The sequence below is a fragment of the Negativicoccus succinicivorans genome (assembly GCF_018373335.1).
Lineage (GTDB): Bacteria > Bacillota > Negativicutes > Veillonellales > Negativicoccaceae > Negativicoccus > Negativicoccus succinicivorans_A.
The window spans coordinates 1-23604 of the sequence record NZ_JAHAHH010000002.1; the positions used below are offsets into that span (position 1 = coordinate 1).

General features: G+C 47.4%; 23 protein-coding genes and 1 pseudogene. 23 read left to right on the forward strand and 1 reads right to left on the reverse strand.

Annotated elements, in window-relative coordinates:
- The 9 genes and pseudogenes from KH813_RS00295 to sufU all read left to right on the forward strand — a co-directional run.
- Positions 1-501, forward strand: a pseudogene (locus KH813_RS00295) (cobyrinate a,c-diamide synthase); the annotation flags it as partial.
- Positions 494-1033 (forward strand): cob(I)yrinic acid a,c-diamide adenosyltransferase, encoded by a 540-nt coding sequence (cobO, locus tag KH813_RS00300; RefSeq protein WP_303991771.1) that lies wholly within the window; start codon positions 494-496, stop codon positions 1031-1033. The pseudogene KH813_RS00295 and the gene cobO, both read left to right, overlap by 8 nt.
- 136 nt (positions 1034-1169) lie before the next feature.
- The gene (locus KH813_RS00305) at positions 1170-2405 is read left to right on the forward strand and encodes an aspartate kinase (protein ID WP_303991773.1); all 1236 of its coding nucleotides are present in this window, start codon (positions 1170-1172) and stop codon (positions 2403-2405) included.
- Positions 2402-3655, forward strand: a complete 1254-nt coding sequence (gene lysA, locus KH813_RS00310) for a diaminopimelate decarboxylase (protein ID WP_303991775.1) — start codon at positions 2402-2404, stop codon at positions 3653-3655. The genes KH813_RS00305 and lysA overlap by 4 nt, the downstream gene beginning before the upstream one ends.
- 131 nt (positions 3656-3786) lie before the next feature.
- Positions 3787-4527, forward strand: a complete 741-nt coding sequence (sufC, locus tag KH813_RS00315) for a Fe-S cluster assembly ATPase SufC (protein WP_303991777.1) — start codon at positions 3787-3789, stop codon at positions 4525-4527.
- A 4-nt stretch (positions 4528-4531) separates the two neighbouring features.
- Positions 4532-5947 (forward strand): Fe-S cluster assembly protein SufB, encoded by a 1416-nt coding sequence (gene sufB, locus KH813_RS00320; RefSeq protein WP_303991779.1) that lies wholly within the window; start codon positions 4532-4534, stop codon positions 5945-5947.
- 8 nt (positions 5948-5955) lie between these two features.
- Positions 5956-7032, forward strand: coding sequence for a SufD family Fe-S cluster assembly protein (locus KH813_RS00325; RefSeq protein ID WP_303991782.1), 1077 nt, complete (start codon positions 5956-5958; stop codon positions 7030-7032).
- Complete coding sequence (locus tag KH813_RS00330) at positions 7029-8255, forward strand: cysteine desulfurase (RefSeq protein WP_303991785.1); 1227 nt, start codon at positions 7029-7031, stop codon at positions 8253-8255. Before KH813_RS00325 ends, KH813_RS00330 begins: the two co-directional genes overlap by 4 nt.
- A gap of 12 nt (positions 8256-8267) precedes the next feature.
- A complete protein-coding gene (sufU, locus tag KH813_RS00335) occupies positions 8268-8702 on the forward strand; it encodes a Fe-S cluster assembly sulfur transfer protein SufU (RefSeq protein ID WP_303991788.1) in 435 nt (144 codons plus the stop codon).
- Between the two features lie 22 nt (positions 8703-8724).
- Here the strand turns inward: sufU and nadE are convergent, their stop codons facing one another.
- Positions 8725-10317 (reverse strand): NAD(+) synthase, encoded by a 1593-nt coding sequence (gene nadE, locus KH813_RS00340; protein ID WP_303991791.1) that lies wholly within the window; start codon positions 10315-10317, stop codon positions 8725-8727.
- Between the two features lie 251 nt (positions 10318-10568).
- Between nadE and KH813_RS00345 the strand changes: the two genes are divergently transcribed.
- The 14 genes from KH813_RS00345 (at position 10569) to dprA (ending at position 23601) form a co-directional block, all read left to right on the forward strand.
- Positions 10569-11420, forward strand: coding sequence for a PhoH family protein (locus KH813_RS00345; protein ID WP_303991794.1), 852 nt, complete (start codon positions 10569-10571; stop codon positions 11418-11420).
- Positions 11421-11897 (forward strand): rRNA maturation RNase YbeY, encoded by a 477-nt coding sequence (gene ybeY, locus KH813_RS00350; RefSeq protein WP_303991796.1) that lies wholly within the window; start codon positions 11421-11423, stop codon positions 11895-11897.
- Positions 11887-12276: a cytidine deaminase gene (locus KH813_RS00355; RefSeq protein ID WP_303991799.1), complete on the forward strand. Its 390-nt coding sequence runs from the start codon at positions 11887-11889 to the stop codon at positions 12274-12276. The genes ybeY and KH813_RS00355 overlap by 11 nt, the downstream gene beginning before the upstream one ends.
- The gene (gene era / locus KH813_RS00360) at positions 12273-13163 is read left to right on the forward strand and encodes a GTPase Era (protein ID WP_303991802.1); all 891 of its coding nucleotides are present in this window, start codon (positions 12273-12275) and stop codon (positions 13161-13163) included. Before KH813_RS00355 ends, era begins: the two co-directional genes overlap by 4 nt.
- Before the next feature lie 52 nt (positions 13164-13215).
- The gene (locus KH813_RS00365; protein ID WP_303991805.1) at positions 13216-14502 is read left to right on the forward strand and encodes a hemolysin family protein; all 1287 of its coding nucleotides are present in this window, start codon (positions 13216-13218) and stop codon (positions 14500-14502) included.
- Complete coding sequence (locus KH813_RS00370) at positions 14483-15166, forward strand: DNA repair protein RecO (RefSeq protein WP_369694421.1); 684 nt, start codon at positions 14483-14485, stop codon at positions 15164-15166. The genes KH813_RS00365 and KH813_RS00370 overlap by 20 nt, the downstream gene beginning before the upstream one ends.
- A gap of 247 nt (positions 15167-15413) precedes the next feature.
- Positions 15414-16298 carry a glycine--tRNA ligase subunit alpha gene (glyQ, locus tag KH813_RS00375; protein ID WP_303991889.1) on the forward strand — a complete coding sequence of 295 codons (885 nt, stop codon included), beginning with the start codon at positions 15414-15416 and terminating at the stop codon, positions 16296-16298.
- On the forward strand, positions 16291-18336 hold the full coding sequence (gene glyS / locus KH813_RS00380; RefSeq protein WP_303991808.1) for a glycine--tRNA ligase subunit beta: 2046 nt from the start codon (positions 16291-16293) through the stop codon (positions 18334-18336). The genes glyQ and glyS overlap by 8 nt, the downstream gene beginning before the upstream one ends.
- 101 nt (positions 18337-18437) lie before the next feature.
- Positions 18438-18779, forward strand: coding sequence for a 50S ribosomal protein L19 (gene rplS, locus KH813_RS00385; protein ID WP_303988286.1), 342 nt, complete (start codon positions 18438-18440; stop codon positions 18777-18779).
- A 107-nt stretch (positions 18780-18886) separates the two neighbouring features.
- Positions 18887-19753 (forward strand): ribosome biogenesis GTPase YlqF, encoded by an 867-nt coding sequence (ylqF, locus tag KH813_RS00390; protein ID WP_303991810.1) that lies wholly within the window; start codon positions 18887-18889, stop codon positions 19751-19753.
- Entirely contained in the window at positions 19746-20525 is a 780-nt protein-coding gene (locus KH813_RS00395) for a ribonuclease HII (protein ID WP_303991813.1), read from the forward strand. The genes ylqF and KH813_RS00395 overlap by 8 nt, the downstream gene beginning before the upstream one ends.
- 33 nt (positions 20526-20558) lie before the next feature.
- Positions 20559-20912, forward strand: a complete 354-nt coding sequence (locus KH813_RS00400; RefSeq protein ID WP_303991816.1) for a YraN family protein — start codon at positions 20559-20561, stop codon at positions 20910-20912.
- Between the two features lie 10 nt (positions 20913-20922).
- Positions 20923-22443, forward strand: a complete 1521-nt coding sequence (locus KH813_RS00405; RefSeq protein ID WP_303991819.1) for a YifB family Mg chelatase-like AAA ATPase — start codon at positions 20923-20925, stop codon at positions 22441-22443.
- A 60-nt stretch (positions 22444-22503) separates the two neighbouring features.
- Positions 22504-23601: a DNA-processing protein DprA gene (gene dprA / locus KH813_RS00410; RefSeq protein ID WP_303991822.1), complete on the forward strand. Its 1098-nt coding sequence runs from the start codon at positions 22504-22506 to the stop codon at positions 23599-23601.
- Positions 23602-23604 lie beyond the last annotated feature (3 nt).

The window sequence follows — 23604 nt, forward strand, 5'->3', positions numbered from 1 at the left end:
GGCTTCCCGGAAATGTTTTTAGATACATTGAGCAAAAACCGGGAGATGCTTACGGAAATGAAGCAAGTGGCTGACGATGGCATGCCGATTTACGCGGAATGCGGAGGCTTGATGTACCTTTGCAAAAGCGTGACGGATTTTGCCGACACACAATACCCGCTGACGGGCATCGTGCCTGCAACGACGCAAATGGAAAAGAAGTTACAGCGTGTCGGCTATGTGACGGCAACTGCGCAACAGGATAGTATTATCGCGACAAAAGGAGCGACTCTACGGGGGCATGAGTTTCACTTCTCAACTCTACTTCCGGAAAATAACGAAACATACCCATGGGCATACGAATTGATTGGTAGTCGCAATAGTACACCGCATAAGGAGGGGTATGTTTCCCCAAATGTATTGGCATCGTATCTGCACTTGGCCTGGGATGGCTCTCCGCAAGCGGCTCGACGCTTCTTGACTATTTGCCATGACTATCGGCAAGGGAGATCAAATGAATAAAGGCTTAGTATTGGTAAATACCGGTAACGGTAAAGGCAAAACTACCGCCGCATTGGGACTTGCTTTGCGAGCTGTAGGAAACGGCCAGAAGGTGCTGATATTGCAGTTTATCAAAGGCGCGTGGAAGTATGGCGAACTCAGTGCGTTGGAACGATTGTCACCGGATGTGGAAATTCATCCTTTAGGAAACGGTTTCGTACGTCACAATAAAAAAGACGGCGGCAAGAAAGAGTTTCAACAGCATCAGGAGCAAGCACGTGTCGCGTGGGAGAAGGTCAAAAATGAAGTGATGTCGGATCAATGGGATCTGATTGTTTTGGATGAAGTCAATTACGCGGTGGACTTCGGTCTGTTGCGGGTGGAAGATGTTGTCGATTTGATAAAAAATCGACCGGAACGATTGAATCTCGTTTTGACAGGGCGCAATGCGCGGCCGGAAGTCATTGCTGTCGCTGATACGGTAACTGAAATGAAACCGATCAAGCATGCATTTGAGAAAGGTATTCGCGCACGTCGGGGCATTGAATTTTAAAAAAATAATGGTTACGTAGATCCATATAAAAAGAGCGGCTATAGCCGCTCTTTTTATATGGTAAGTTCTTTACACAAGTGGGTGTTAATGTTACCATGTTAAATAAGTATTTTTTAAATATTTGAGGAGGCAAGGTATGACGTTACAGGTCAAAAAGTTTGGCGGTTCTTCCGTAGCGACGCCAGAAAAAATCCGTCACATTGCAGAGCGCATTTTGGCGGAGAAACAACCGACAGACAGAATCGTCGTTGTCGTCTCGGCAATGGGGGATTCGACAGACGATTTAATGACCTTGGCGAAGCAATGTACGCATAAAGCATATGGCCGCGAGCTGGATATGCTGCTTACCACCGGTGAACAGGTTTCTATCGCTTTGCTTGCGATGACATTTATAGAGCTGGGACAGCCTGCAATTTCTTTTACGGGACAACAGGCCGGCATTCAAACCAGTCGCTCTTACGGCAAAGGACGCATCCTGGACATCAATCCGGAGCGTGTTTTCACGGCTCTTAACGAAGGTAATATCGTGATTGTTGCCGGTTTCCAAGGTCTTGCTGATAACGGTGATATGGTGACATTGGGGCGTGGCGGCAGTGATACTACGGCAGTTGCTTTAGCCGGTGCACTGCAGGCGGATGTTTGTGAAATTTTTACGGATGTGGATGGCGTTTATACGGCAGATCCGCGTGTGGTTCCACAAGCATTCAAGATGCAGGAAATCACGTATGGTGAGATGCTTGAGATGGCACGACTTGGCGCCGGTGTTATGCAGCCGCGGGCGGTAGAAATGGGAAGCCGTTATCGTGTGCCGATTCATGTACGTTCAACATTTACGGAGACAGATGGAACGATGATTCAGGAGGAGTACAAGATGGAAGGAAAGCAAGCCGCTATTCGTGGCGTCGCACATGATACCAATGTAGCTAAAGTGACAGTTATGGGCGTGGCCAATCGGCCGGGCGTGGCGCATATGATTTTCAGCTACCTGGCCAAAGCAAATATTGATGTGGACATGATTGTACAGAGTATTCGCGAATCGGATGACTCCAAAACGGACATTGTTTTTACGATTGCAGAAAGTGATTTTCCGCAGGCACAGGAAGTTCTCGAAGCGTTTAAGCACGATCATGGTATTAAGGACATTCTATATGCTACGGATGTCGCGAAAGTGTCGGTGGTCGGCGCGGGCATGCTTGGTACGCCCGGGGTTGCGGCGGATATGTTCGGCGCGTTTGCTGATGGGAATATCAATATTCAAATTATCAGCACTTCGGAAATCAGTATTTCCTGTCTGATAGACGAGCGTGATGCCGAAAAGGCGGTTGCCTTGATTCATGCTCGATTCTTGGAAAGAGCTGACGCAGCGCAATGATGAAGAAATCGATTCCGCTCAGTGAAGCGGCGTTGCGTGAGCTTGTACAAGAGTACGGTACACCTTTTCATCTCTATGATGAAAAAGGTATACGGGAAAATGTGCGTCAGCTGCAAGCGGCTTTTTCTTGGCATCCTCATTTTCGAGAATATTACGCGGTCAAGGCAAATCCTAATCCGTACTTGATGGAAATATTGCGTGAAGAAGGTTGCGGTGCCGATTGCAGTTCACTTCCTGAACTGGTTCTTGCGCATGCGGTGGGCTTTAGGGAAGACGAAATTGTTTTTTCTTCCAATAATACTGCGCCGGTAGAATACGAACGAGCGTATCAGGATAATACCATCATTAATGTCGATGATATTTCTCACTTGCCGGATTTGGAAGAACGAAAATGGTTACCGGAAAAAATTTGTTTTCGATACAATCCCGGTGCAATCGGTTATGGAAATGATATTATCGGTCATCCGGAAGAAGCCAAGTACGGTATGACCAAAGAGCAAATTTTTGCTGCCGTGCGATGGGCTAAAAAACAAAATATTCAATGGATCGGTCTGCATACGATGATTGTGTCCAATACTCTAGACATTGAGGAGCTGGTACAGACCGCGAAAATGATGTTTAGCCTTGCGGTAGAAATTTGTCATGCGGAAGGAATCCGAATTGACTTTATCGACTTGGGCGGCGGTATCGGTATCGCTTATCGGCCGGACGAAACGCCTCTCGACTATCAGGATTATGGTAATCGTGTCCGGAAACTGTATGGAGCAATATTAGCACCTTGCGGTTTGCAAGATGTTACATTGGCTTTGGAATGCGGTCGTGCTATTACCGGACCGTACGGTTGGCTTGTCACCAGTGCTATCCACTATAAAAATACATATCGAAATTATATCGGAGTAGATGCCTCTATGGCGGATCTGATGCGTCCGGGAATGTACGGTGCATACCATCATCTCACCGTTCTCGGTAAGAATGACGCGCCCTGCGATCATATCTATGATGTGGTCGGATCGTTATGCGAGAATAACGATAAGTTCGCAGTTCAACGGAAACTTCCGGAAATCGTGATGGGGGATATCCTTATCATTCATGATACCGGCGCGCACGGGTATGCGATGGGGTTCAATTACAACGGCAAGTTGCGCGCTCGTGAATTGTTGCTGAAATCGAATGGTCAAGTGCAACAAATTCGCCGACCGGAAACATTACGTGACTATTTCGCTACGCTGGATTACCCCGATTTACCATAAAAACACCAATTGCGATTGGTGTTTTTTCATGCAGAGCCGATTTATTGACTTTGCTACATAAATACGTTACTCTTAAAATATAGAATATTGAAAAATTTATATATAGTAAGGCACGACTCCAAGGAGGATTTATGTCTGAATTATTACGCATTGAAGACCTGCATGTAGCGGTCGAAGATAAGGAACTTTTGCATGGTGTCAATCTCACCATTGAGCACGGTGAAGTGCATGTTGTGATGGGAACCAACGGGGCCGGTAAATCGACTTTAATGCACGCCATTATGGGGAACCCCGCCTATACAGTTACCCAAGGGAAAATTTATTTTGAGGGAAAAGATATTACTGACTATAGCGTAGATGAACGCGCTAAAGCGGGAATTTTTCTTTCTTTCCAGTCGCCGCTTGCGGTACCCGGAATTACGGTAGAAAATTTTTTGCGTACGGCAAAAGTAACAGTCTCCGGTGAACCGCAACGATTATTTCCGTTCAAGCGTAAGCTCCACCAGGAAATGCGTTCTCTGGATATGGATATCGCCTATGCCGATCGTTACGTAAATGACGGATTTTCAGGCGGGGAACGCAAGAAAAGTGAAATCTTACAGATGAAAATGCTGGAACCGAAATTGGCTATTTTAGATGAAACGGACTCGGGACTCGATGTGGATGCTGTCCGTATTGTCTCGCAGGCAATTGCCGACTACCATAGTCCTGAACACGCATTTATCATCATCACACATCACAATCAATTGTTAAAATACATCACCCCCGATAAAGTACATGTAATGATGAACGGAAATTTCGTAACCGAAGGCGATGCGTCTCTCATCGATACGATTGAAGCGCAGGGGTTTGATTATTTGCGAAACAGGTGACATGATGGCTGAAGAAAAACGCAAAAAAACATATGTTGCCGACATGGAACGCGGCGTTTACGACGTGCGCGACAGTTTTTCGTATGACTATAAGACGGATTCGGGATTAACACCGGATATAGTACGTGAAATTTCCGCAAAAAAAGAAGAGCCGCAATGGATGCTTGATTTTCGTTTGCGTTCGCTTGCGATTTATCAGCAGATGGATGTACCTCCGTGGGCGCCGGACATTTCCGGCTTAAACATGGAAGAAATTGTGACCTATGTGCGGCCGCGTACCGATATGAAGGCAAGCTGGGATGACGTGCCGCAGGATATTAAAGAAACGTTTGATCGCTTGGGCATTCCACGTGCGGAGCAAACTTCGCTTGCCGGTGTTGGAGCGCAATATGACTCTGAGGTGGTATACCACAATATCCAGGAAGATCTGGTGAAACAGGGCGTCATTTATACGGATTTTGAGACGGCACTCAAGGAACATGAAGATATTGTACGCCGTCACTTTATGACGCTGGTGCCGCCGAACGATCATAAATTTGCCGCCTTGCACGGCGCAGTATGGTCAGGCGGATCATATGTTTTTGTGCCGGCTGGCGTTGATGTCAAGATTCCATTGCAGAGTTATTTCCGTTTGAATGCTCCGGGAGCCGGACAGTTTGAACATACGCTGATTATTTTGGAACCGGGGGCGAAATGCCATTTTATTGAGGGTTGTTCAGCGCCTCGCTACAATGTGGCGAATTTGCATGCAGGGTGTGTCGAATTATTTGTCGCTGATGGTGCGGAATTACGCTATTCGACGATTGAAAATTGGTCGAAGAATATGTACAACCTCAATACAAAACGTGCGTTGATCGGTAAGGACGCACGCATGGAATGGGTCAGCGGCTCGTTTGGTTCGCATGTTTCCATGTTGTATCCGATGACGATTTTGAAAGGCGACAACTCCGTCTGCGAATTTACCGGCATTACATTTGCGGGTGAAGGACAGACATTGGATACAGGTTCGAAAGTCGTTCATTTAGGTAAAAATACAACTTCAAACATCAATAGCAAATCGATATCTAAGAGTGGCGGTGCAGCGATTTATCGCGGCCTTTTGCGGATCGGACCCAATGCCAAAGGGGCCAAATCTACTGTCAGCTGTGAGTCGTTGATGTTGGATGATCAATCGCGCTCCGATACGGTACCGGATATCTCTATTGAGAACGATGACGTCGATTTGGGGCATGAGGCTAAGATTGGACGCATCAGCGATGAAGCTATTTATTATCTGATGAGTCGGGGCCTTTCGGAGGGCGAGGCGAAAGCCATGCTGGTACGCGGTTTTGCCGAACCGATTTCTAAAGAATTGCCGTTGGAATATGCGGTGGAAATGAATAATTTGATACGTTTGGAATTCGAAGGTTCCATCGGGTAGGAGGAAAAATGAAAAAACAATTTAACTTACTGCCGATGACAACCTATCGTTGGACGAAAGCCAATTACACGGAGTTGGATGTGGCGGATCATGCAGACGCCTCACAACTTACGGCAGTGTGGTCGCAGCCGGAACAAGTCGAATGCGTTACAGGAATAACGACGGCATCTCTTGCGTTTTTACGGCCGCAGTTTCGCGGTGCGGATCCGGAAACCTTTGCGGAAACGATGAGCGACGCGGCGCAGCAATTCAAAATTGTCGTGCCGGAAGGCGCCAAGCAGCAACTGCGCTTGAGCCTACGATTTACGGAAACACAAAATCACTGGTTGGGTGCAGTTGTCATCGATGTGCGAGAGAATGCCGAATTAGCGTTGGAGATTGTCATTGACAATGAAAGCAAAAACGACGGACGATTGAACTATGCTCTTTTAAGTTCTGTCGGTGACAATGCCGTATTAAATATTACTAAAGTTCATACAGGCGTGCCTCTGACGACTGCGATTGAGCATCGTTACACTCGACTCAACATGGCATCGCAAGCGACATTTATCAGTGCCGAATTCGGTGCGGAGCGCATTATCTATCACAGTGATGCGGATCTGATCGGCGAGGCATCAACACTTTCTGAAGAAGGCGTTTATGTAGCCAACGAAAAGCAGCATCTTGACCTGTATTATGATCGCAACCATTTCGGTAAGAAAACCGAATCCCATTTAGCGACATACGGCGCTTTACGGGACGCGGCAAAAAAAGTTTTCCGCGGCTGTATTGACTTCAAGCATGGCGCTTCGGGATCGATTGGTAACGAGGAAGATTATGTCGTGCTTTTGAGTCCGCAGGCGAAAAATATTTCTTTGCCCTTGCTTTTATGTACGGAAGATGATGTGCAGGGAAATCATGCTTCCAGTGCCGGCCAAATGGATAAAGAACGGTTATACTACTTAATGAGCCGCGGCTTTTCACAGGAAGACGCGAAGCGTTTAGTAGTAGAAGCGATGTTGCGCCCTGTCATTGATAAAATTATTGCCGATGATTTGCGTGAAGCGGTACTTACCGCAGTAGAGACAAAGATGGAAACGATATGATGGATCTGGAAAGCATACGTAAGGATTTTCCTATTTTACAAACAAAAGTGGGAGAGGAGCCGCTGATTTATTTTGATAATGCGGCGACAACCCACCGGCCCCGGCAAGTCATGGAGGCGGTAGAGGAGTACGTATTCTCGCAGCATGGTAATCCACATCGCGGTGCACATCGTTTAGCGCAAACCGCATCTCTCGCATATGACGGTGCGCGGGAAGTGGTGGCTCGTTTCATCAATGCAGCGAGTTCGGATGAGATTATTTTTACGCGTAATGCGACGGAAAGCCTAAATCTTATCGCCCGCAGTTATGGTGAGACACATCTCAAGGATGGCGATAAAATCGTCATCACGATCGCTGAACACCATGCTAACTTGGTTATATGGCAACGAGTTGCACGTGTGACCGGAGCGACACTGGAATATATTTATTTAACGGAAGACGGACATTTTGATCCGTCCGACTTTACAAAAATTGATAAAACGACAAAAATTGTTGCGTTCGGTCATGCCAGCAATGTTTTGGGCATGCATGTGCCGGTGCAAGAGATGATTCAGCGCGCGCATGCCGTAGGAGCGGTTGTGGTTTTAGACGGGGCACAGGCGGCACCTCATTTTGCTGTCGATGTGCAGGCTCTGGACTGTGATTTCTATGTATTTTCCGGCCACAAGATGCTCGCTTCGCAGGGGATCGGTGTATTGTACGGAAAACGAGCGCTGCTTGATGATATGGAACCATTTAATTTGGGCGGCGATATGATTGAATACGTGCAAGAACAGACCACTACATTCAATACTTTGCCCTTTAAATTTGAAGCCGGCACACAAAATGTGGAAGGTGCGGTATCCCTGGCCGCTGCCATAAAGTATTTGGAAGCGATCGGCTGGGACGCGATTGTTGCGCATGAGAAAAAGTTGACGGAAATGGCGCTCGCAGGTCTTTGCGAGATGCCGTTTGTAAAGATTATCGGCACGACAAATCCCGCGGAAAAGCACGGCGTAATTACATTTTTAGTTGACGGTGTGCATCCACATGATGTGGCGACAATTTTGGATCATTACGGGATCGCGGTTCGTTCAGGGCATCATTGTGCGCAGCCGCTAGGCGCATATTTGCATGCACCGGCGACGAATCGAGCAAGCTTTTATATTTATAATACGGAAGCGGAAGTGGCACGATTTTTAGAAGTATTGCCATTGGTGCGTAAACAAATGGGATTTAAATAGGAAGAAGGAACCATGAATCTCCAGCAATTGTACACAGACTTAATTCTGGAACATAACCAGGACCCGCGTAATCATCGCCCGTTAACGAATGCAACGGTAACGGAGCATGGTCATAATCCGAACTGCGGTGATGACTTAACCATGAACGCGATCATTACCGACGGAATTGTCGAAGATATTGCGTATGAGGGCCAGGGGTGCGCGATCAGTCAGGCATCTGCCTCCATGCTTTGCGATGTGGTGCGTGGAAAATCGATTGAGGAAGCAAAAGCATGCATTGAACGGTTCATTCGTTTGATCCAACGGGAAGAGTTGAATGAAGAAGAGCGGGAGTCGCTGGAAGAGGCAATTGTGTTGGAAAATGTTTCGCAGTTGCCGGCGCGTGTAAAATGTGCGGTGCTCGCTTGGCATACGTTGGATGAAGCAATGAAAAAAATCGAAGCATAAAAAAAGAGCCGACCGGCTCTTTTTATTTTTTCAAAAGTTTTTTTCGTTTTGCCAGATACCGGTCAGAATATCGCGGTTCTCCTTGAACTTCACGATACTTTCCGAACGGATACGGACCGGCGGCAAGGATCGGCGGCGCCTGCACACGTTTGGCAATACTTAAACCGCGGTAGAGTGACCACCAACGCTCCAAGTCGGCGACGAACGCGTCCGCGTCAGCAAAAAGCTTTTCGACCTTTACAGTGGCGCCCAGACGTTCTGTTAATATGCCTTCTTCGTAGCGTTCAAGAATTTCTGCAAGCGAAAGCGGCGTATCTTGCACCCAACTGGCAAAGAGATAGTCGTGGTAAGGATAAATCAGCGGATCGCCAAATCCTTTTGTGACATCCTGCGCAGAAGAAAGCTCTGCACTAGGGGGAACCGTAAAGACTTCTCGCGGAATGATACCGCCGCCCATAAAGTCATCCAAATCTTTGGCCAATTCATATATTTCATGTTTCCAAAGGTCGGCGGTAGCCGCTAACGCACCGGCTATATCACCGTACATTGTACCGTAACCGACGGTGGTTTCCGTTTTATTGGCATTGCATGTGAAGATGGCCCCACGAGCGGAGGCAATCGTAGCTAATACACGAGAAGTGCGATCGCGCGCTTGCAAATTTTCATACGGCAAGCCGTCGAGTGAAAGCGAAACTCCTGTCGCTTTTGCAGTTTTTTCCAGCTGTGTGCGTGTCGCTTCAACCGATTCTTTAATCGGTACGATAAGCAACGGAATGCCGGCATTTGTTGCAAGTTGTTTCGCAATCGAGCGGGTCACAGAAGAAGTGTAGGAGGAGGGCATAGTAACGCCCAATATATGCTCTTTCCCTACGACACTTTGATAGAGGAGGGCATTGACCGTGGAGTCAATGCCGCCGGAAAGGCCGATGACCACATCACGCAAAGAGAGTGTCTGTAAAATGGTTTGCAACTGCCAGCGCAGGAGATCCATTTGTTTCCATGCATATGTGGTCGGTGCACTCGTGCGCCAACCATTCGCCGTCAAAGTAATTGTATAGATTCCTTGCTGCCAGCCACCGTGGCATGTTTCGCCGCAATGTAAAAAGCCTGTATGAGGTTCGAAATATCCGCCGCAATCCGCAACCGTCAATGCGTCTATACGTATGTTGTTATGATAAACAGGCGCGGATAGTGTTGCAGGCCGGCTAAAAAGATCGATTACCGGTAAATCGTTTGGAAACGGGTCATTTTCATCAGCACGAATATACACCGTCTGGCGTTCGCACGAGAGGGTTGCGGAGTCGTGTTCTGTTGCCTTGCCGTTTTCAAAATACAGCGGCCGGTGTTTGCGTCGACCGTGTGTCCATTGATTCTGACTACCGATTAATGGCACCGAAAAAAATGTGGCAAGCTCGCAAAGTGCCGCGTCAAGTTTCGATTGAAAATCCGTGTCACGCAATAAGGTGTCCGAGACAAATCCTGTGAGGCTGTTTTGCGCCATTACAATCAGATCCGGCTCCCGTGACATAATTTCATCATAATGCGATCGAAACCATTGCAGATTGTTATCGATTCTTCCGGTTTGCAAGGGTAAGGTACAAGCGACAATATTCATAATTTCCTCCTGCTTTATTATACCCAACTGTTGTTGATCGTCAAAGGCGCAATGCTGGACGCTGTCGAAGGACTAATATATAATAAATAAAGATAAGAACGTCATCATAATTCGTAATCATTCAGACAGGAAAGGAATGATATCCTATTCGCTCTACGGCATATACTCTGACGGCAGACCATGAGAAACAGCTTCTGGTCGCAAGAAACGCGTGGATTTTACCCAAAATTGCGGCACATTACGATGCGCAGTTGGTAGATCGCGGCGGCATTATCCGATTGATCGGTGAGCCGGAGTCGTTGGCATCCGCACAACGCGTTATCGAAGATGTTTTGACAACGTTGTCATCGGGAAATACGATTTCGGAAAGGCAATTGGACACAGTACTGCAGATGATTGATCAAGGGGAAGAGCATAAACTGCGCGACTTGCATGATGATACTGTAATGGTGACACGCGGCGGCAAAATCATTCGCCCGCGTACGGCCGGACAAAAAGCGTATGTGGATGCTATTCGCAACAACACGATTACATTCGGCATCGGTCCGGCGGGTACCGGCAAAACCTATCTTGCCGTTGCCTTAGCGGTATTTTATTTTCGCAACCATAATGTCAATCGAATCATTTTAACGCGTCCGGCAGTAGAAGCGGGTGAAAGTCTCGGCTTTTTGCCGGGGGACATGAATGAAAAAGTGGACCCCTATCTGCGTCCTCTATATGATGCCTTGGGGGATTTATTCGGCGGAGATGTATATATGCAGTTGCAAACCAAAGGAGCGATTGAGGTGGCTCCCTTGGCATACATGCGCGGTCGTACGCTGGAAGATTGCTTCGTGATCTTAGATGAAGCACAAAACACGACACCGGAACAAATGAAAATGTTTTTAACACGTTTGGGCAATCATTCCAAAATGGTCATTAATGGTGACGTGACACAGATCGATTTACCGTCTCGACAAAAAAGCGGTCTGGAGCAGGCAGTGTCAATCGTCGAGAATTTGCGCGGGATTGCGCGTGTGGAGTTTACTGCCGCCGATGTTGTTCGCAACGATTTGGTGGCACGAATTATTGATGCGTATGCCAAACAGGGGGATGTCAAGTAATTGAAAGTCATCATTGATTTTTTAAACAAAGAATTGGCACGAAAGTATTCGGAATGGCCGAAGATTATCGAAACCACATTGAGTAAAGGAGCCGAATGTCAAGAGATCCCACAGGAAGCAGAACTCGGCGTGACATTGGGTGATGATGAATATCTGCATATGTTAAATCGTGAATATCGAAGCATTGATCGTCCTACCGATGTGCTTTCGTTTGCCTTGAACGAAGGAGAAGAAAATTCGTCTGACGAAGAAATGTTATTGGGCGACATTGTCATTTCCGTCGATCGGGTTTTATCACAGGCACAGGAATATGGGCACAGCGAAACCAGAGAATTGGCGTACTTGGCGATTCACGGTCTGATGCATATTATGGGTTATGACCACGAGGAGCTGGAAGATAAAAAAGAAATGCGGGCAGCAGAAGAGGAAGTTTTGCATGCGCTCGGTATTACACGGGAGGATATTCATGACGTGTGATCAGGACCTTTTGCAGGCGGCAAAAGCGGCGGCAGAAAACGCTTATGCGCCGTATTCGCACTTCCCCGTCGGCGCTGCACTGCTGACGAAAACCGGTACGGTTTTTATCGGCTGTAATGTCGAAAACAGTTCTTACGGATTGACGCAATGCGCCGAGCGTAATGCGATTATGGCTGCCGTTTCGCAGGGCGAGCGGACATTCGTTACGCTGGCGCTTTTTAGTCCGCGAAAACATGATCTAATGCCGTGCGGTGCCTGTCGGCAGGTAATGGCGGAATTCGGCATCCCGCGTCTCATTACGGGAACATCACAGGCGTTTAAAGAGTTTACTTTAGAAGATTTGTTGCCGTATGCTTTCGGAAAGGAACAATTGGAATGAATGATGTATTTCGCTCCGGTTTTATAGCTTTAATCGGACGGCCAAATGTTGGGAAATCCACTTTGCTCAACCGTATCTTGCAGCAAAAAATTTCTATCGTTTCGGATAAAGCGCAGACTACGCGCGATAAAATTATGGGAGTTTATACCCAACCCGATTTTCAAATGGTATTTGTCGATACGCCGGGTATTCATAAACCGCGTCATAAATTAGGTGAAAAAATGCGTAAAGAGGCATTGGATGCACTGAATGAGGTGGATGCGGTCCTCTTTATGGTGGCGGCTGATGAGCGCTTCGGCCCGGGAACTCAGTATATTTTAGATCGGTTAGAAACGCTTACGATTCCTGTGTATTTAGCGATTAACAAAATGGATCAGATTACGCCGGAAAAATCATTACCTTTAATTGACAGCTATCGGCAAAAATTTAACTTTACTGAAATTGTGCCGATCTCGGCCCGCGACGGTTATCAAATTGATACATTGCTAGAAGTGCTTCGCGATCATTTACCTGAAGGACCGCAATACTATCCGGAAGAGATGGTTACCGATCGACCGGAACGCAATATTATGGCGGAATTGATTCGGGAAAAGATTCTGCATGTGACGCGGGATGAAGTGCCTCATGCGGTCGGTGTGGAAATGGAAGAAATTACGCAAAGAGAAAACGGTAAGTGGTATGTGCGTGCAGTCATTTACGTAGAACGCGATTCGCAAAAACGAATCATCATCGGTAAAAACGGCACGCTTTTGCGAACTATCGGGGCGGAAAGCCGAGCCGATATTGAAACATTGATGAATGGGTCGGTTTACTTGGATTTATGGGTAAAAGTAGCGCCGGATTGGCGTAATAAAGACCGAATGCTAAAAGAATTGGGGTATGAATAACAATATGCTCATTGCTCATCTCCTCACACCTTGGGGAGCACTTTGGTCGATAATGGCGGTTCTTTTTTTAATGACAGCGATCATTTTGGTGATTGCAAAATATTCTTTTATCCGTTTGCGGCGTGAATACGTACAAGAGCTTGCAGCGGAGGAAGAAGAACCGAACTGGTCACGCATATCGAGCTTCTATGCTTCACCGAATCGGTATTTAGGGACCATTCAATGGGTTTTGCTGGTAGTGACACTGTTTTATTACTATAGCATTTATCAGTGTTGGACACTGCTCATGCCACCGTTAATCCAGTGGGGCTGGGGCGAGTGGTTGCTTTCTATTGTTGTACTTTTGGTGACCGTCACTCTGTTTTGGATTGTTGCAGAGTTGATTCCTAAGGCAGTTGCTTTGCAGAAGGCATTAAAATGGTTGCCCCGTACGGCAGGAATCGTGCGTGCTTTACACCCGGTCTGCGCTCCGATTGTATGGCTGGGTGAGCGCTTGGCCACGATGTATTTGCGTGCACATGGTCTGACGCTGGCAAACGAAGTGGAAATGCCGCGAACGGAAGCGGAAATTCGGCTGCTTTTTAACGAGGGACATTTGGGCGGCCAATTGGATGCGCGTGAGGGAGAACTGATCAAAAATGCGTTCACTTTTGTGGACCGTTTAGCACGCGAGGTAATGATTCCTCGTCCTGATATGTCGGTACTTTATTACGAAGACAGTCTGGAGACGATGCGGGAAGCGATTCGTACTTCACGCCACACGCGATATCCTTTGTGTGATGGTGATAAAGATCATATTATCGGCCTTATTCATGTCAAAAACTTTATGGAGTTGTATATTACCGGCAAGCCGCAGTTAAAGCAAATCATCAGTGAAATTCTCATCATCCCGGAAGTTATGCCGATCTTTGATCTCTTGCAATTGATGCGCACCCGACGTATTTATCTTGCGGCGGTGGTAGATGAATTTGGCGGGACAGTCGGATTGGTTGGTTTGGAGGATATCATCGAAGAACTGGTCGGTGATATTCAGGACGAACACGAACCCGAATCGTTGGCCGCGATTCTCGAGCTGGATGAAGATCGTTTTGAATTTGACGGTAATGTCATTTTGGAAGATGTAGAAAAATTATTAGACGTTGATTTTGCGGAAGTGGAAGCGGACACGATCGGCGGGTATGTATTTGCCTTGTTGGAACGTATTCCGCGCAACGGTGATCATATCGTTATTGACGGTTGGGATTTTTGCGTCACTAAAGTTAACGGTTTCCGTATTGTGCGACTTTTGGTGACTCGCGTGCCCAATGAGGAGCCTGCTGTTGATGACGAACACGAATAATTGGCAAAACTATGAAGGCTTTGTGTTGGCTGCGCGGGATGCCGGTAATGCCGGTAAAAAACTTACTCTTTGGACCAAAGAAGCGGGCAGAATTTTTATATTCGCACCACAAGCAAGGCGCAAGACCAATTATATCGGCTACTTGGTGCCGGCTGCTTTTTTGCGTTGTACCGTAGCAGCTGATACTGAAGGCTATCGGTTGTTGCAAGCTGACGGACGAGCACTGACGGATACGTGGCAATGGACGTATCCTATGTGGCAAATTTATTATTTTCTGGTGCATATGACTGATGAGCTTTTCATATCGGAACAAGCGGATGCACAGGTATATCATTTATGGGAGCAGTACTTGACGGCGCTTTCCCGTAAAGACTTGGCAATAGCAACCTTAATCGCTGCCTGGCAACTTTTGGGTATTGCCGGTTATGATCCGCAGACGGTGTTGCAGGAAAAGCAATTTCTGCCGCTTTCCGATACAGGTCGTCAAACGCTGCTCGCTATTTTACATGCTACGTGGCAGGATAGACCGCAGCTCTTTTCTCGGCAGGGATTAATGGAAGCGGCGGATGCACTGTTGTATTATTTGACGAATTACGTGGAGATCGCCACCCAATTTACGAATGTTTTCATATTTGCACAAAAGAGCATTGACAATAAAATTTGAGTTTGCTATATTTTTAGTAATTAAGCGATGATAAAGAGTAGTACTTTGACGCTAGCGAGACAAGGACAGTGGAAGCTTGTCACACAAAGGAAGGCGCTTTGGAGCTGCGGCAGGAAATCGAAAGATAGTAAAGGCCGCTATATTATTAAGTGGGTCAATGACCAATGAGGGTGGAACCGCGGGTATACTCGTCCCTGTAACAATTGTTACGGGGACTTTTTTTATTTGCAAAGCAGAGGAGGAAATGATGACCTTCCAAGAAATGATTTTGACCTTACAACGCTATTGGTCGGAAGCAGGTTGTTTGATTCAGCAGCCGTACGATGTGGAAAAAGGCGCCGGTACGATGAATCCGGCGACATTTTTGCGGACATTGGGTCCGGAACCTTGGTGTGTGGCGTATGTTGAACCGTCACGACGTCCGGCGGATGGTCGCTATGGCGATAATCCCAATCGACTGTATCAACATCACCAATTTCAGGTAATTATGAAGCCGTCCCCGGATCGGATCCAGGAAATGTACTTGGAAAGTTTGGAAAAACTCGGCATTCGCACAATCGAACACGACATTCGCTTTGTCGAAGATAATTGGGAATCGCCGACATTAGGCGCCTGGGGATTAGGTTGGGAAGTATGGCTTGACGGTATGGAAATCACTCAGTTCACTTATTTCCAACAAGTGGGCAGCGTTGATATGAACCCTGTTGCCGTCGAAATTACTTACGGCTTGGAACGTCTTGCCATGTATATCCAAGGCAAGGAGAATGTGTATGATATCGTCTGGTCCGGCGATGTTACTTACGGCGATATTTTCCATCAAAATGAATATGAGCAGTCTGTCTACAATTTTGAGTTGGCAGATATTAACCTTTTGTTTGATTTATTCAATAAATATGAAGCGGAAGCGGTACGTATTATTGAAGCCGGCAAAGTTTTGCCGGCGTATGATTACGTATTGAAATGTTCGCATGTTTTCAACCTTTTGGATGCGCGTGGCGCTATCAGTATCAGTGAACGTACTGCGTTTATCGGACGCGTGCGTAAACTGGCCAGACTCTGTGCGAATGCCTACCTGGTACAGCGTGAAGAACTGGGATATCCGTTGTTGAAAGGAGCGTCTCGGCATGAATAATACTTTATTGTTCGAAATCGGTACGGAAGAAATTCCGGCGAAATTTATGCCGCGTATTCTTGATGAATTATGTACGCGGGCAGAAACAATGCTTGCCGATGCTCGCTTATCGTTTGCCTCGTTAAAAACGGCCGGAACGCCGCGACGTCTGGCACTCATTGTTGAGGGTTTAGCAGATCGTCAGCCGGACATGGTCGAAGAAAATCGTGGGCCGTCGGTAGCCATCGCGTTTGATGAAAATCACAACCCGACCAAAGCTGCACAGGGATTCGCGCGAGGCCAAGGCATCGATCCTTCTGAACTGATCGAAAGAGACAACTACGTGTATGTGCATATCAAAAAAGAAGGTCAAACGGCGCAGATCATTTTGGCGAACTTGTTACCGGAATTGATTCAATCGCTACAATTTCCTAAAAGCATGAAGTGGGGTAGCGAAAGCTTCCGTTTTGTACGTCCGATTCGTTGGCTTGTGGCACTTTTTAATGCGGAGGTGATTCCATTTACACTCGCGGGCGTTGCCTCCGGAAATACCACTCGCGGGCATCGTTTTCTGGGGGAGGAAAATGTCGTAGTTCCCCAAGCAAGCGATTATGATCAGATATTGCGCGAACAATATGTTATCGTCGATCCCGCCGAACGTCGCCAGATGATTACTCAAGGTTTGCAAAAGCTTGCTGAAGAACAGCATGCGACTGTGGTGGAAGATGAAGATCTGTTAACGGAAATCGTCTTCCTCGTCGAATATCCGACACCGCTTTGCGGTCATTTTGAAGAGCGCTATTTAGAGCTTCCGGAAGCGGCAGTGGTTACGCCGATGAAAGATCATCAACGCTATTTCCCGCTGCGTGATCGGGAAGGCCGACTCTTACCGCTGTTTTTGACGGTACGCAACGGCTCCGATGAATATTTAGCTACTGTACAGGCGGGTAATGAAAGGGTTTTGCGAGCCCGTTTGGCGGATGCGGAGTTCTTCTTTAATGAGGATCGTAAAAAGAGTTTGGCCGATAGATATGATGCATTGCAACGCATCGTTTATCAGGAAAATCTCGGGACCATGCAAGATAAGACAGAGCGTTTGCAAAAAATTACGCAAGTGCTCAGTGAAGCGTATGCGCTGACACAGGAAGAAAAGGAATTGTTACAACGTGCGACACATCTCGCCAAAACCGATTTGGCGACAGCACTTGTTACGGAGTTCACGGAATTGCAAGGGGAAATCGGCAAAGAATACGCTCTGCTGGACGGTGAGCAGGAAGAAGCGGCGCAAGCAATCTTTGAACAATACTTACCTCGATTTGCAGGCGACATTTTGCCCTCTACCAAGCTGGGTGAAGTATTGAGCCTTGCCGATAAATTGGATAATATCGTCGCGACATTCAGCCAAGGACATGCACCGACCGGCTCACAAGATCCGTTTGCGTTGCGCCGTCAGGCGATCGGGATTGTGCAAATCGCCGTCCAAAGTAAAACTCACTGGTGTTTACGTAAAATGGTTGCTGCCGTTGCCCAAACACTCGGTGACGTGCCGGCAGATGTGCAGGAACAAGTGGTTGCTTTTATTATGCAACGATTGCAAACCATTTTGAGCGATGAGGGCTTGTCGTACGATCAAATCGATGCCGTTCTTGCAGGGGATGATACTGATATTTACAGTGTCTATGGCAAAGCGCACGCGTTGGCAGACACCGGATTTGTCAAAGATATGGAACTTCGCCAAGCGTTTCGCCGTGTCGTAAATTTGGCAAAAGAACCGCAGCAGGGAGAAACTCAATCGGAACTTTTTGAAAGTGATGAAGAGCGAAATTTGTATGCTGCGTATGAAGCGGTAGCTCCCAAAATTGAAGCTGCTTATGCGAAACAGGATTATGCTTCCGTGCATCGGGAGTTACAATCGTTAGTCGCACCGATCAATGAATTTTTTGATCATGTCATTGTCATGGCGGATAATGAAAAAGTTCGCCAAAACCGCTTGCTGATCTTGCAAGATATTGCCGATTTGCTTACGACATGGGTCGATATTAAAAAACTGGTAGAATAGCTTGCTTTATTAAGGTTGATATGATACAATACCACTGTTATTTTGGATAGTCCTCTGTTCACTAGGTGGTGGGCAAGAATGTCCGGTAGGAGGAGAACGATATGAACATCATTCAACAATTGGAACAAGAACAGTTGCGCTCGGACATTCCGGATTTCCGTGCCGGTGATACGGTTCGCGTCCACGCCAAAGTCGTCGAAGGTAATCGTGAACGTATTCAGATTTTTGAAGGCGTTGTCTTGGCACGCAAAAATGGCGGTGTCCGTGAAACTTTCACAGTGCGTCGTATTGCGTCCGGCGTCGGTGTAGAACGTACATTCCTTGTACATTCCCCGCGCGTGGCCAAAATTGAAGTCAAAAACCGCGGTATCGTACGTCGTGCAAAACTGTACTACCTGCGTCGCTTGACCGGTAAAGCGGCTCGTATTCGTGAACGTCGCTAAGAGTAAGTAAAAAGGACTGTATATACAGTCCTTTTTTTATATAATAAAATGGAAGAGGTATTGTTGATTATTTATTTATTACAGAGTACGAATAAAGGAGGTGCATTATGCTTATCCAATGGTTTCCCGGGCACATGGCCAAAGCGCAACGTCTGATTAAAGAGCAGCTAAAAGCCATCGATGTAGTCGTGGAACTGAGAGATGCACGTGTGCCCGCTTCGAGTGAAAATCCGTTGCTGCGTGAACTGATTCAAGCAAAACCGCGGATTTTGTTATTAAACAAAGCCGATTTGGCAGATCCAAAAATTTCTGCACAATGGCAACAATATTTTGCCAACCGGGGGATTACGACGTTACTCATAGACAGCACGTCTAAGTCCAGTCGTAAGCGACTGATTCAGGAAATTCGGCAAGCGGCGGCACCATTACTTGAGCGCTGGAAGCGTCGAGGTATTCGAGCGCGTTCCGTGCGTACGATGATTTTAGGCATTCCCAACGTCGGTAAATCGACGCTTATTAATACGCTGGCGAAAAGTTATATTGCACATACGGCCAATCGTCCCGGTAAAACGCGCGGCCAACAATGGGTAAAGTTGGCGGATGGCGTTGAATTGATGGATACACCAGGTGTGTTATGGCCGAAGTTTGAAGATCCTGTGGTTGGCCAAAAACTGGCCGCCACCGGTGCCATCACCGATGAAGTGTTTGATGCGGAAGATGTAGTCAGAAATCTGCTGGCTTATATCAATGAAAATTATCCGGGGGCGCTTACGGAACGCTATGGAATTCAAACGGCATCGGGGACACCTGATGAATGGTTAACGGAAATCGCGAAAAAACGAGGCGCATTGCTACCCAAAGGTGAGTATGACTACCATAAGGCACGCCAATTCGTTCTGGGCGATTTCCGTCAAATGCGGCTGGGTAAAATCAGTTTAGAGACCCCGCCTACCGAGGCAAGTCAAAATGGCTGAAGAGAAAAAAGAAACGATTGCCATGATCCGTTCACGTTTGGCAGAAATACCCACCCCTGAAGAGTTATTGCGCTGGAGCTTGGATGGTCGCCTGGGTGTTCGGCAGGCTTTGCGGCAATACGCGCGGCGTCAGGACAAAGTGCGGAAGGAACACGAGCGTTTACGAGCTCTCTATCGATATGAGGAGCATTGGTATGCACAGGGCAAACTGAATATTGCCGGCACCGATGAAGCGGGACGCGGACCGGTAGCCGGTCCGGTGACGGTGGCTGCAGTTATTTTGCCGCCGCATGCTATGCTGGACGGACTGAACGATTCGAAAAAGCTTTCGGCAGTGACGCGGGAAAAATTGTTCAAAGAAATTATTGAAACTGCTATTGCCTATAAGATTTTGCATATTCCCGTCGAAGTCATTGATTCCGTCAACATTTATCAGGCGGTGCTTGACGGCATGCAGGCCGCGACTATGTCATTACGACCGGCGGCGGAAGCGCTGTTGGCGGATGCCATGCCGGTTACCTTACCGATTCCTGTGCAAGCGATTATTCGGGGCGATTCGCAAAGTGCTTCCATTGCGGCAGCCTCTATTTTGGCGAAAGTCAGTCGTGACCATTTAATGGAAGAATTGGATATACAATATCCACAATACGGCTTTGCTACTCATAAAGGCTATCTTACGGAACATCATTTAAGTATGTTAAAAAAATATGGACCGTCACCGGTTCATCGCAAAAGTTTTGAACCGATTAAAAGCATGATCAATGCATTCTAATGGATACGCAATACATCGAAGGAAGAGATTTGCGTGAGTCGACATAATGATTTAGGGGCAGACGGGGAAGCGCTTGCCGCCGCGTATTTGGAAACGCAGGGATATCGTATATGTGCGCGCAATTTTCGCAGCGGCAAAGGTGAAATCGATATCATCGCAAGCGACGGTAACACACTTGTGTTTGTCGAAGTGAAAACCCGCTCTACCGCACGTTTTGGTTTGCCGCGTGAAGCAGTCACGCCTTTTAAACAAAACATGTTACGCAAAACTGCGATGGCCTATTTAGTTCAACTGTCAAAAGAGATACCGTGCCGCTTTGACGTTGTGGAAATTCAAATACACGCCAACGGAACCTATCAACTAAATCAGCTGAAAAATGCGTTTTAGGAGGAGAAATATGTTTGCACGAGTATTTGGAGCCACTACGTTCGGATTAAGCGGTCATTTGATTTTAGTCGAAGTGGATTTAGCTAATGGCCTGCCTGCGTATGATATTGTCGGCTTACCGACGCAGGCCGTCAGGGAATCCAAAGAAAGAGTGCGTCCTGCTCTGAAGAACTCCGGACTGGAGTTTCCGTTGCGTAAGATTACAGTAAATTTGGCCCCAGCCGATTTGAAAAAAGAAGGCGCAGGGCTGGACTTGGCGATCGCGATAGGCATACTCGCGGCCGGCGGAACGTTGCAACGAGAAAGTTTGGCAGATGCGGTCAGTATCGGCGAACTGGCACTGGATGGCAAGGTGCGTCCCGTTAACGGGGTCTTGCCGATGGTCATTGCTGCCAAAGAAGCGGGCAAGAAACGTTTTTTTGTCGCACCGCAAAATGTGCAAGAAGCTCTTTTATGTAACGGTATTGAAGTTTATGCAGTCACTTCCTTGCGCGACTTGGTTCGCTATTTGCAAGGTGAAATCGTTTGGAACGCGGCAGTGCCTGAAGCCGAGCAGGAAGAGATTCCGGAAGTGAATGAAGACTTCGCGGAAGTACAGGGGCAAATTATGGCGAAACGCGCATTGGAAATCGCTGCGGCCGGCGGGCATAATGTATTGATGATCGGACCGCCGGGGTCAGGTAAAACGATGTTGGCGCGCCGAATCAATTCTATTTTGCCTCCGCTTTCGCATGAAGAAGCACTGGAAGTGACTAAAATTTACAGTGTGGCGGGTTTGTTTGATGTGTCACGGACAGCCGCATTGCACGCCCGACCGTTTCGCAGTCCGCATCATACCGTATCGACGGCGGCCCTAATCGGCGGCGGCAGTATTCCCAAACCGGGCGAAGTCACGCTCAGTCACAAAGGCGTACTATTTCTTGATGAATTACCGGAATTTCCGCGCTCCGTTTTGGAAGTGCTGCGTCAGCCGTTGGAAGATCGAGTCGTCCACATATCACGCGTGAATGCCAGCCTGACGTATCCTGCCGATTTTATTTTAATCAGTGCGATGAACCCGTGTCCCTGCGGATTTAACGGTGATCCGGATAAAGAATGCACTTGTTCGAGCGGTGATATTCGCCGGTACTTGCGAAAAATTTCGGGACCGTTACTGGATCGTATCGATTTGCATGTAAGTGTACAGCGACCGAAGTACACGGAACTTACCGCGACCCGTGCGGAAGAATCGTCAGAGGTTATTCGCGCTCGCGTTAAATTGGCCCGTGAGCGACAGGCAAAACGCTTGGCTATTTACGGGATGCGCACAAATTCCCAAATGCAGCACCGCCAGATCAAAGAAACGTGTGAAATGACACCACGTGCGCAACAAATCCTGGCGGATGTATTTAATCGTTTGCACTTAAGCGCACGCGCTTACGACCGAATCATAAAAGTGGCACGTACAATTGCCGATCTGCAGGGCAAAGACATCATCGACGCGGAGCAAATTGCGGAAGCAGTAAGTTACCGTGCACAAGACAAGGAGTAGAGAATCATTATGTTTTTCTACTCGAATGAATAAACTATTTTATTTAAGTCGGTGAATAAAATGGATATGAAAAGGGAAGAAATATACGCGGCGGCGCTACAAAAGACAGCGTATGTAGGTGCGGTCAAATTACGTCAATTGGTTCGCTTTTTCGGTAGCTTTGAAGCGATTTGGCAAGCTTCCGAAAAGGCATTACTGGCATCCCATACATTGGGACCAAAATCACTCGCGGGATTTTTGGCGCAACGAAAAATGATTGAACCCGAAAAGATTTGGGAGGCCAATCAAAAATGGGACGTCAGCTTACTGACCTTTCAAGATGCCGATTTCCCAAAACGTTTACAGAATGATCCTCATGCGCCGGCCATACTTGCATATCGAGGGACGTGGCGAGAACCGGAAAAAGCGATTGCCATCGTCGGTTCACGCAAGCCGACACCGTATGGGATTAATGCCGCGCGTTTATTTGCCGGAGAATTGAGTAAGGCAGGCGTCGCTATCATTAGCGGCGGTGCACGCGGTATAGATTCTACAAGTCATCGGGCTACACTTCCTGACGGGTATACGATTTGCGTGCTGGCTTGTGGTTTGGATATTCCCTATCCGCCGGAAAACAAGTCATTATTTGAGGAAATCATGCAACACGGTGTAGTGATGTCGGAATATGCGTTGGGAACTAAACCGTTGGGGCGGCAATTTCCAGCACGCAATCGCATCATCAGCGGATTGAGTGACGGGGTGTTGGTCATTGAAGCGGCGAAACGCAGCGGCACATTGATTACGGCAGATTTTGCTTTGGAGGCGGGGCGTGATGTATTTGCCGTCCCCGGCAGCATTTTCTCACCAATGTCCGTGGGCACGCATCATTTATTACGACAAGGTGCGGCGCTGGCTGCGGAGCCGAACGATATTTTGCGCGAATATAATTGGTTAGATACGGAGCATGAAATGGGCTCGGTAACCGGTCCGGATTTGACACCGACCGAGGAATTAGTGTACCGTTGTTGCCAGTTGGAGAAAACAGTCGACATGGATACGATTATCCTTCGTTCCGCTTTACACCCGACCGAAGCCAACTATATATTGTTACAATTAGAATTAAAAGGACTTATACAACAATGTGGAAATCAAAAATATATGGCAATGATTTCCAGATAGGAG

Coding starts and splice junctions, on each gene's coding strand:
- glyQ (WP_303991889.1), top strand. CDS start 15,414: ATGACCTTCCAAGAAATGATTTTGACCTTACAACGCTATTGGTCGGAA.
- lysA (WP_303991775.1), top strand. CDS start 2,402: ATGATGAAGAAATCGATTCCGCTCAGTGAAGCGGCGTTGCGTGAGCTT.
- KH813_RS00365 (WP_303991805.1), top strand. CDS start 13,216: ATGGCGGTTCTTTTTTTAATGACAGCGATCATTTTGGTGATTGCAAAA.
- KH813_RS00305 (WP_303991773.1), top strand. CDS start 1,170: ATGACGTTACAGGTCAAAAAGTTTGGCGGTTCTTCCGTAGCGACGCCA.
- ylqF (WP_303991810.1), top strand. CDS start 18,887: ATGCTTATCCAATGGTTTCCCGGGCACATGGCCAAAGCGCAACGTCTG.
- sufC (WP_303991777.1), top strand. CDS start 3,787: ATGTCTGAATTATTACGCATTGAAGACCTGCATGTAGCGGTCGAAGAT.
- dprA (WP_303991822.1), top strand. CDS start 22,504: ATGGATATGAAAAGGGAAGAAATATACGCGGCGGCGCTACAAAAGACA.
- cobO (WP_303991771.1), top strand. CDS start 494: ATGAATAAAGGCTTAGTATTGGTAAATACCGGTAACGGTAAAGGCAAA.
- rplS (WP_303988286.1), top strand. CDS start 18,438: ATGAACATCATTCAACAATTGGAACAAGAACAGTTGCGCTCGGACATT.
- KH813_RS00325 (WP_303991782.1), top strand. CDS start 5,956: ATGAAAAAACAATTTAACTTACTGCCGATGACAACCTATCGTTGGACG.
- sufB (WP_303991779.1), top strand. CDS start 4,532: ATGGCTGAAGAAAAACGCAAAAAAACATATGTTGCCGACATGGAACGC.
- KH813_RS00395 (WP_303991813.1), top strand. CDS start 19,746: ATGGCTGAAGAGAAAAAAGAAACGATTGCCATGATCCGTTCACGTTTG.
- KH813_RS00355 (WP_303991799.1), top strand. CDS start 11,887: ATGACGTGTGATCAGGACCTTTTGCAGGCGGCAAAAGCGGCGGCAGAA.
- KH813_RS00405 (WP_303991819.1), top strand. CDS start 20,923: ATGTTTGCACGAGTATTTGGAGCCACTACGTTCGGATTAAGCGGTCAT.
- KH813_RS00330 (WP_303991785.1), top strand. CDS start 7,029: ATGATGGATCTGGAAAGCATACGTAAGGATTTTCCTATTTTACAAACA.
- era (WP_303991802.1), top strand. CDS start 12,273: ATGAATGATGTATTTCGCTCCGGTTTTATAGCTTTAATCGGACGGCCA.
- glyS (WP_303991808.1), top strand. CDS start 16,291: ATGAATAATACTTTATTGTTCGAAATCGGTACGGAAGAAATTCCGGCG.
- nadE (WP_303991791.1), bottom strand. CDS start 10,317: ATGAATATTGTCGCTTGTACCTTACCCTTGCAAACCGGAAGAATCGAT.
- sufU (WP_303991788.1), top strand. CDS start 8,268: ATGAATCTCCAGCAATTGTACACAGACTTAATTCTGGAACATAACCAG.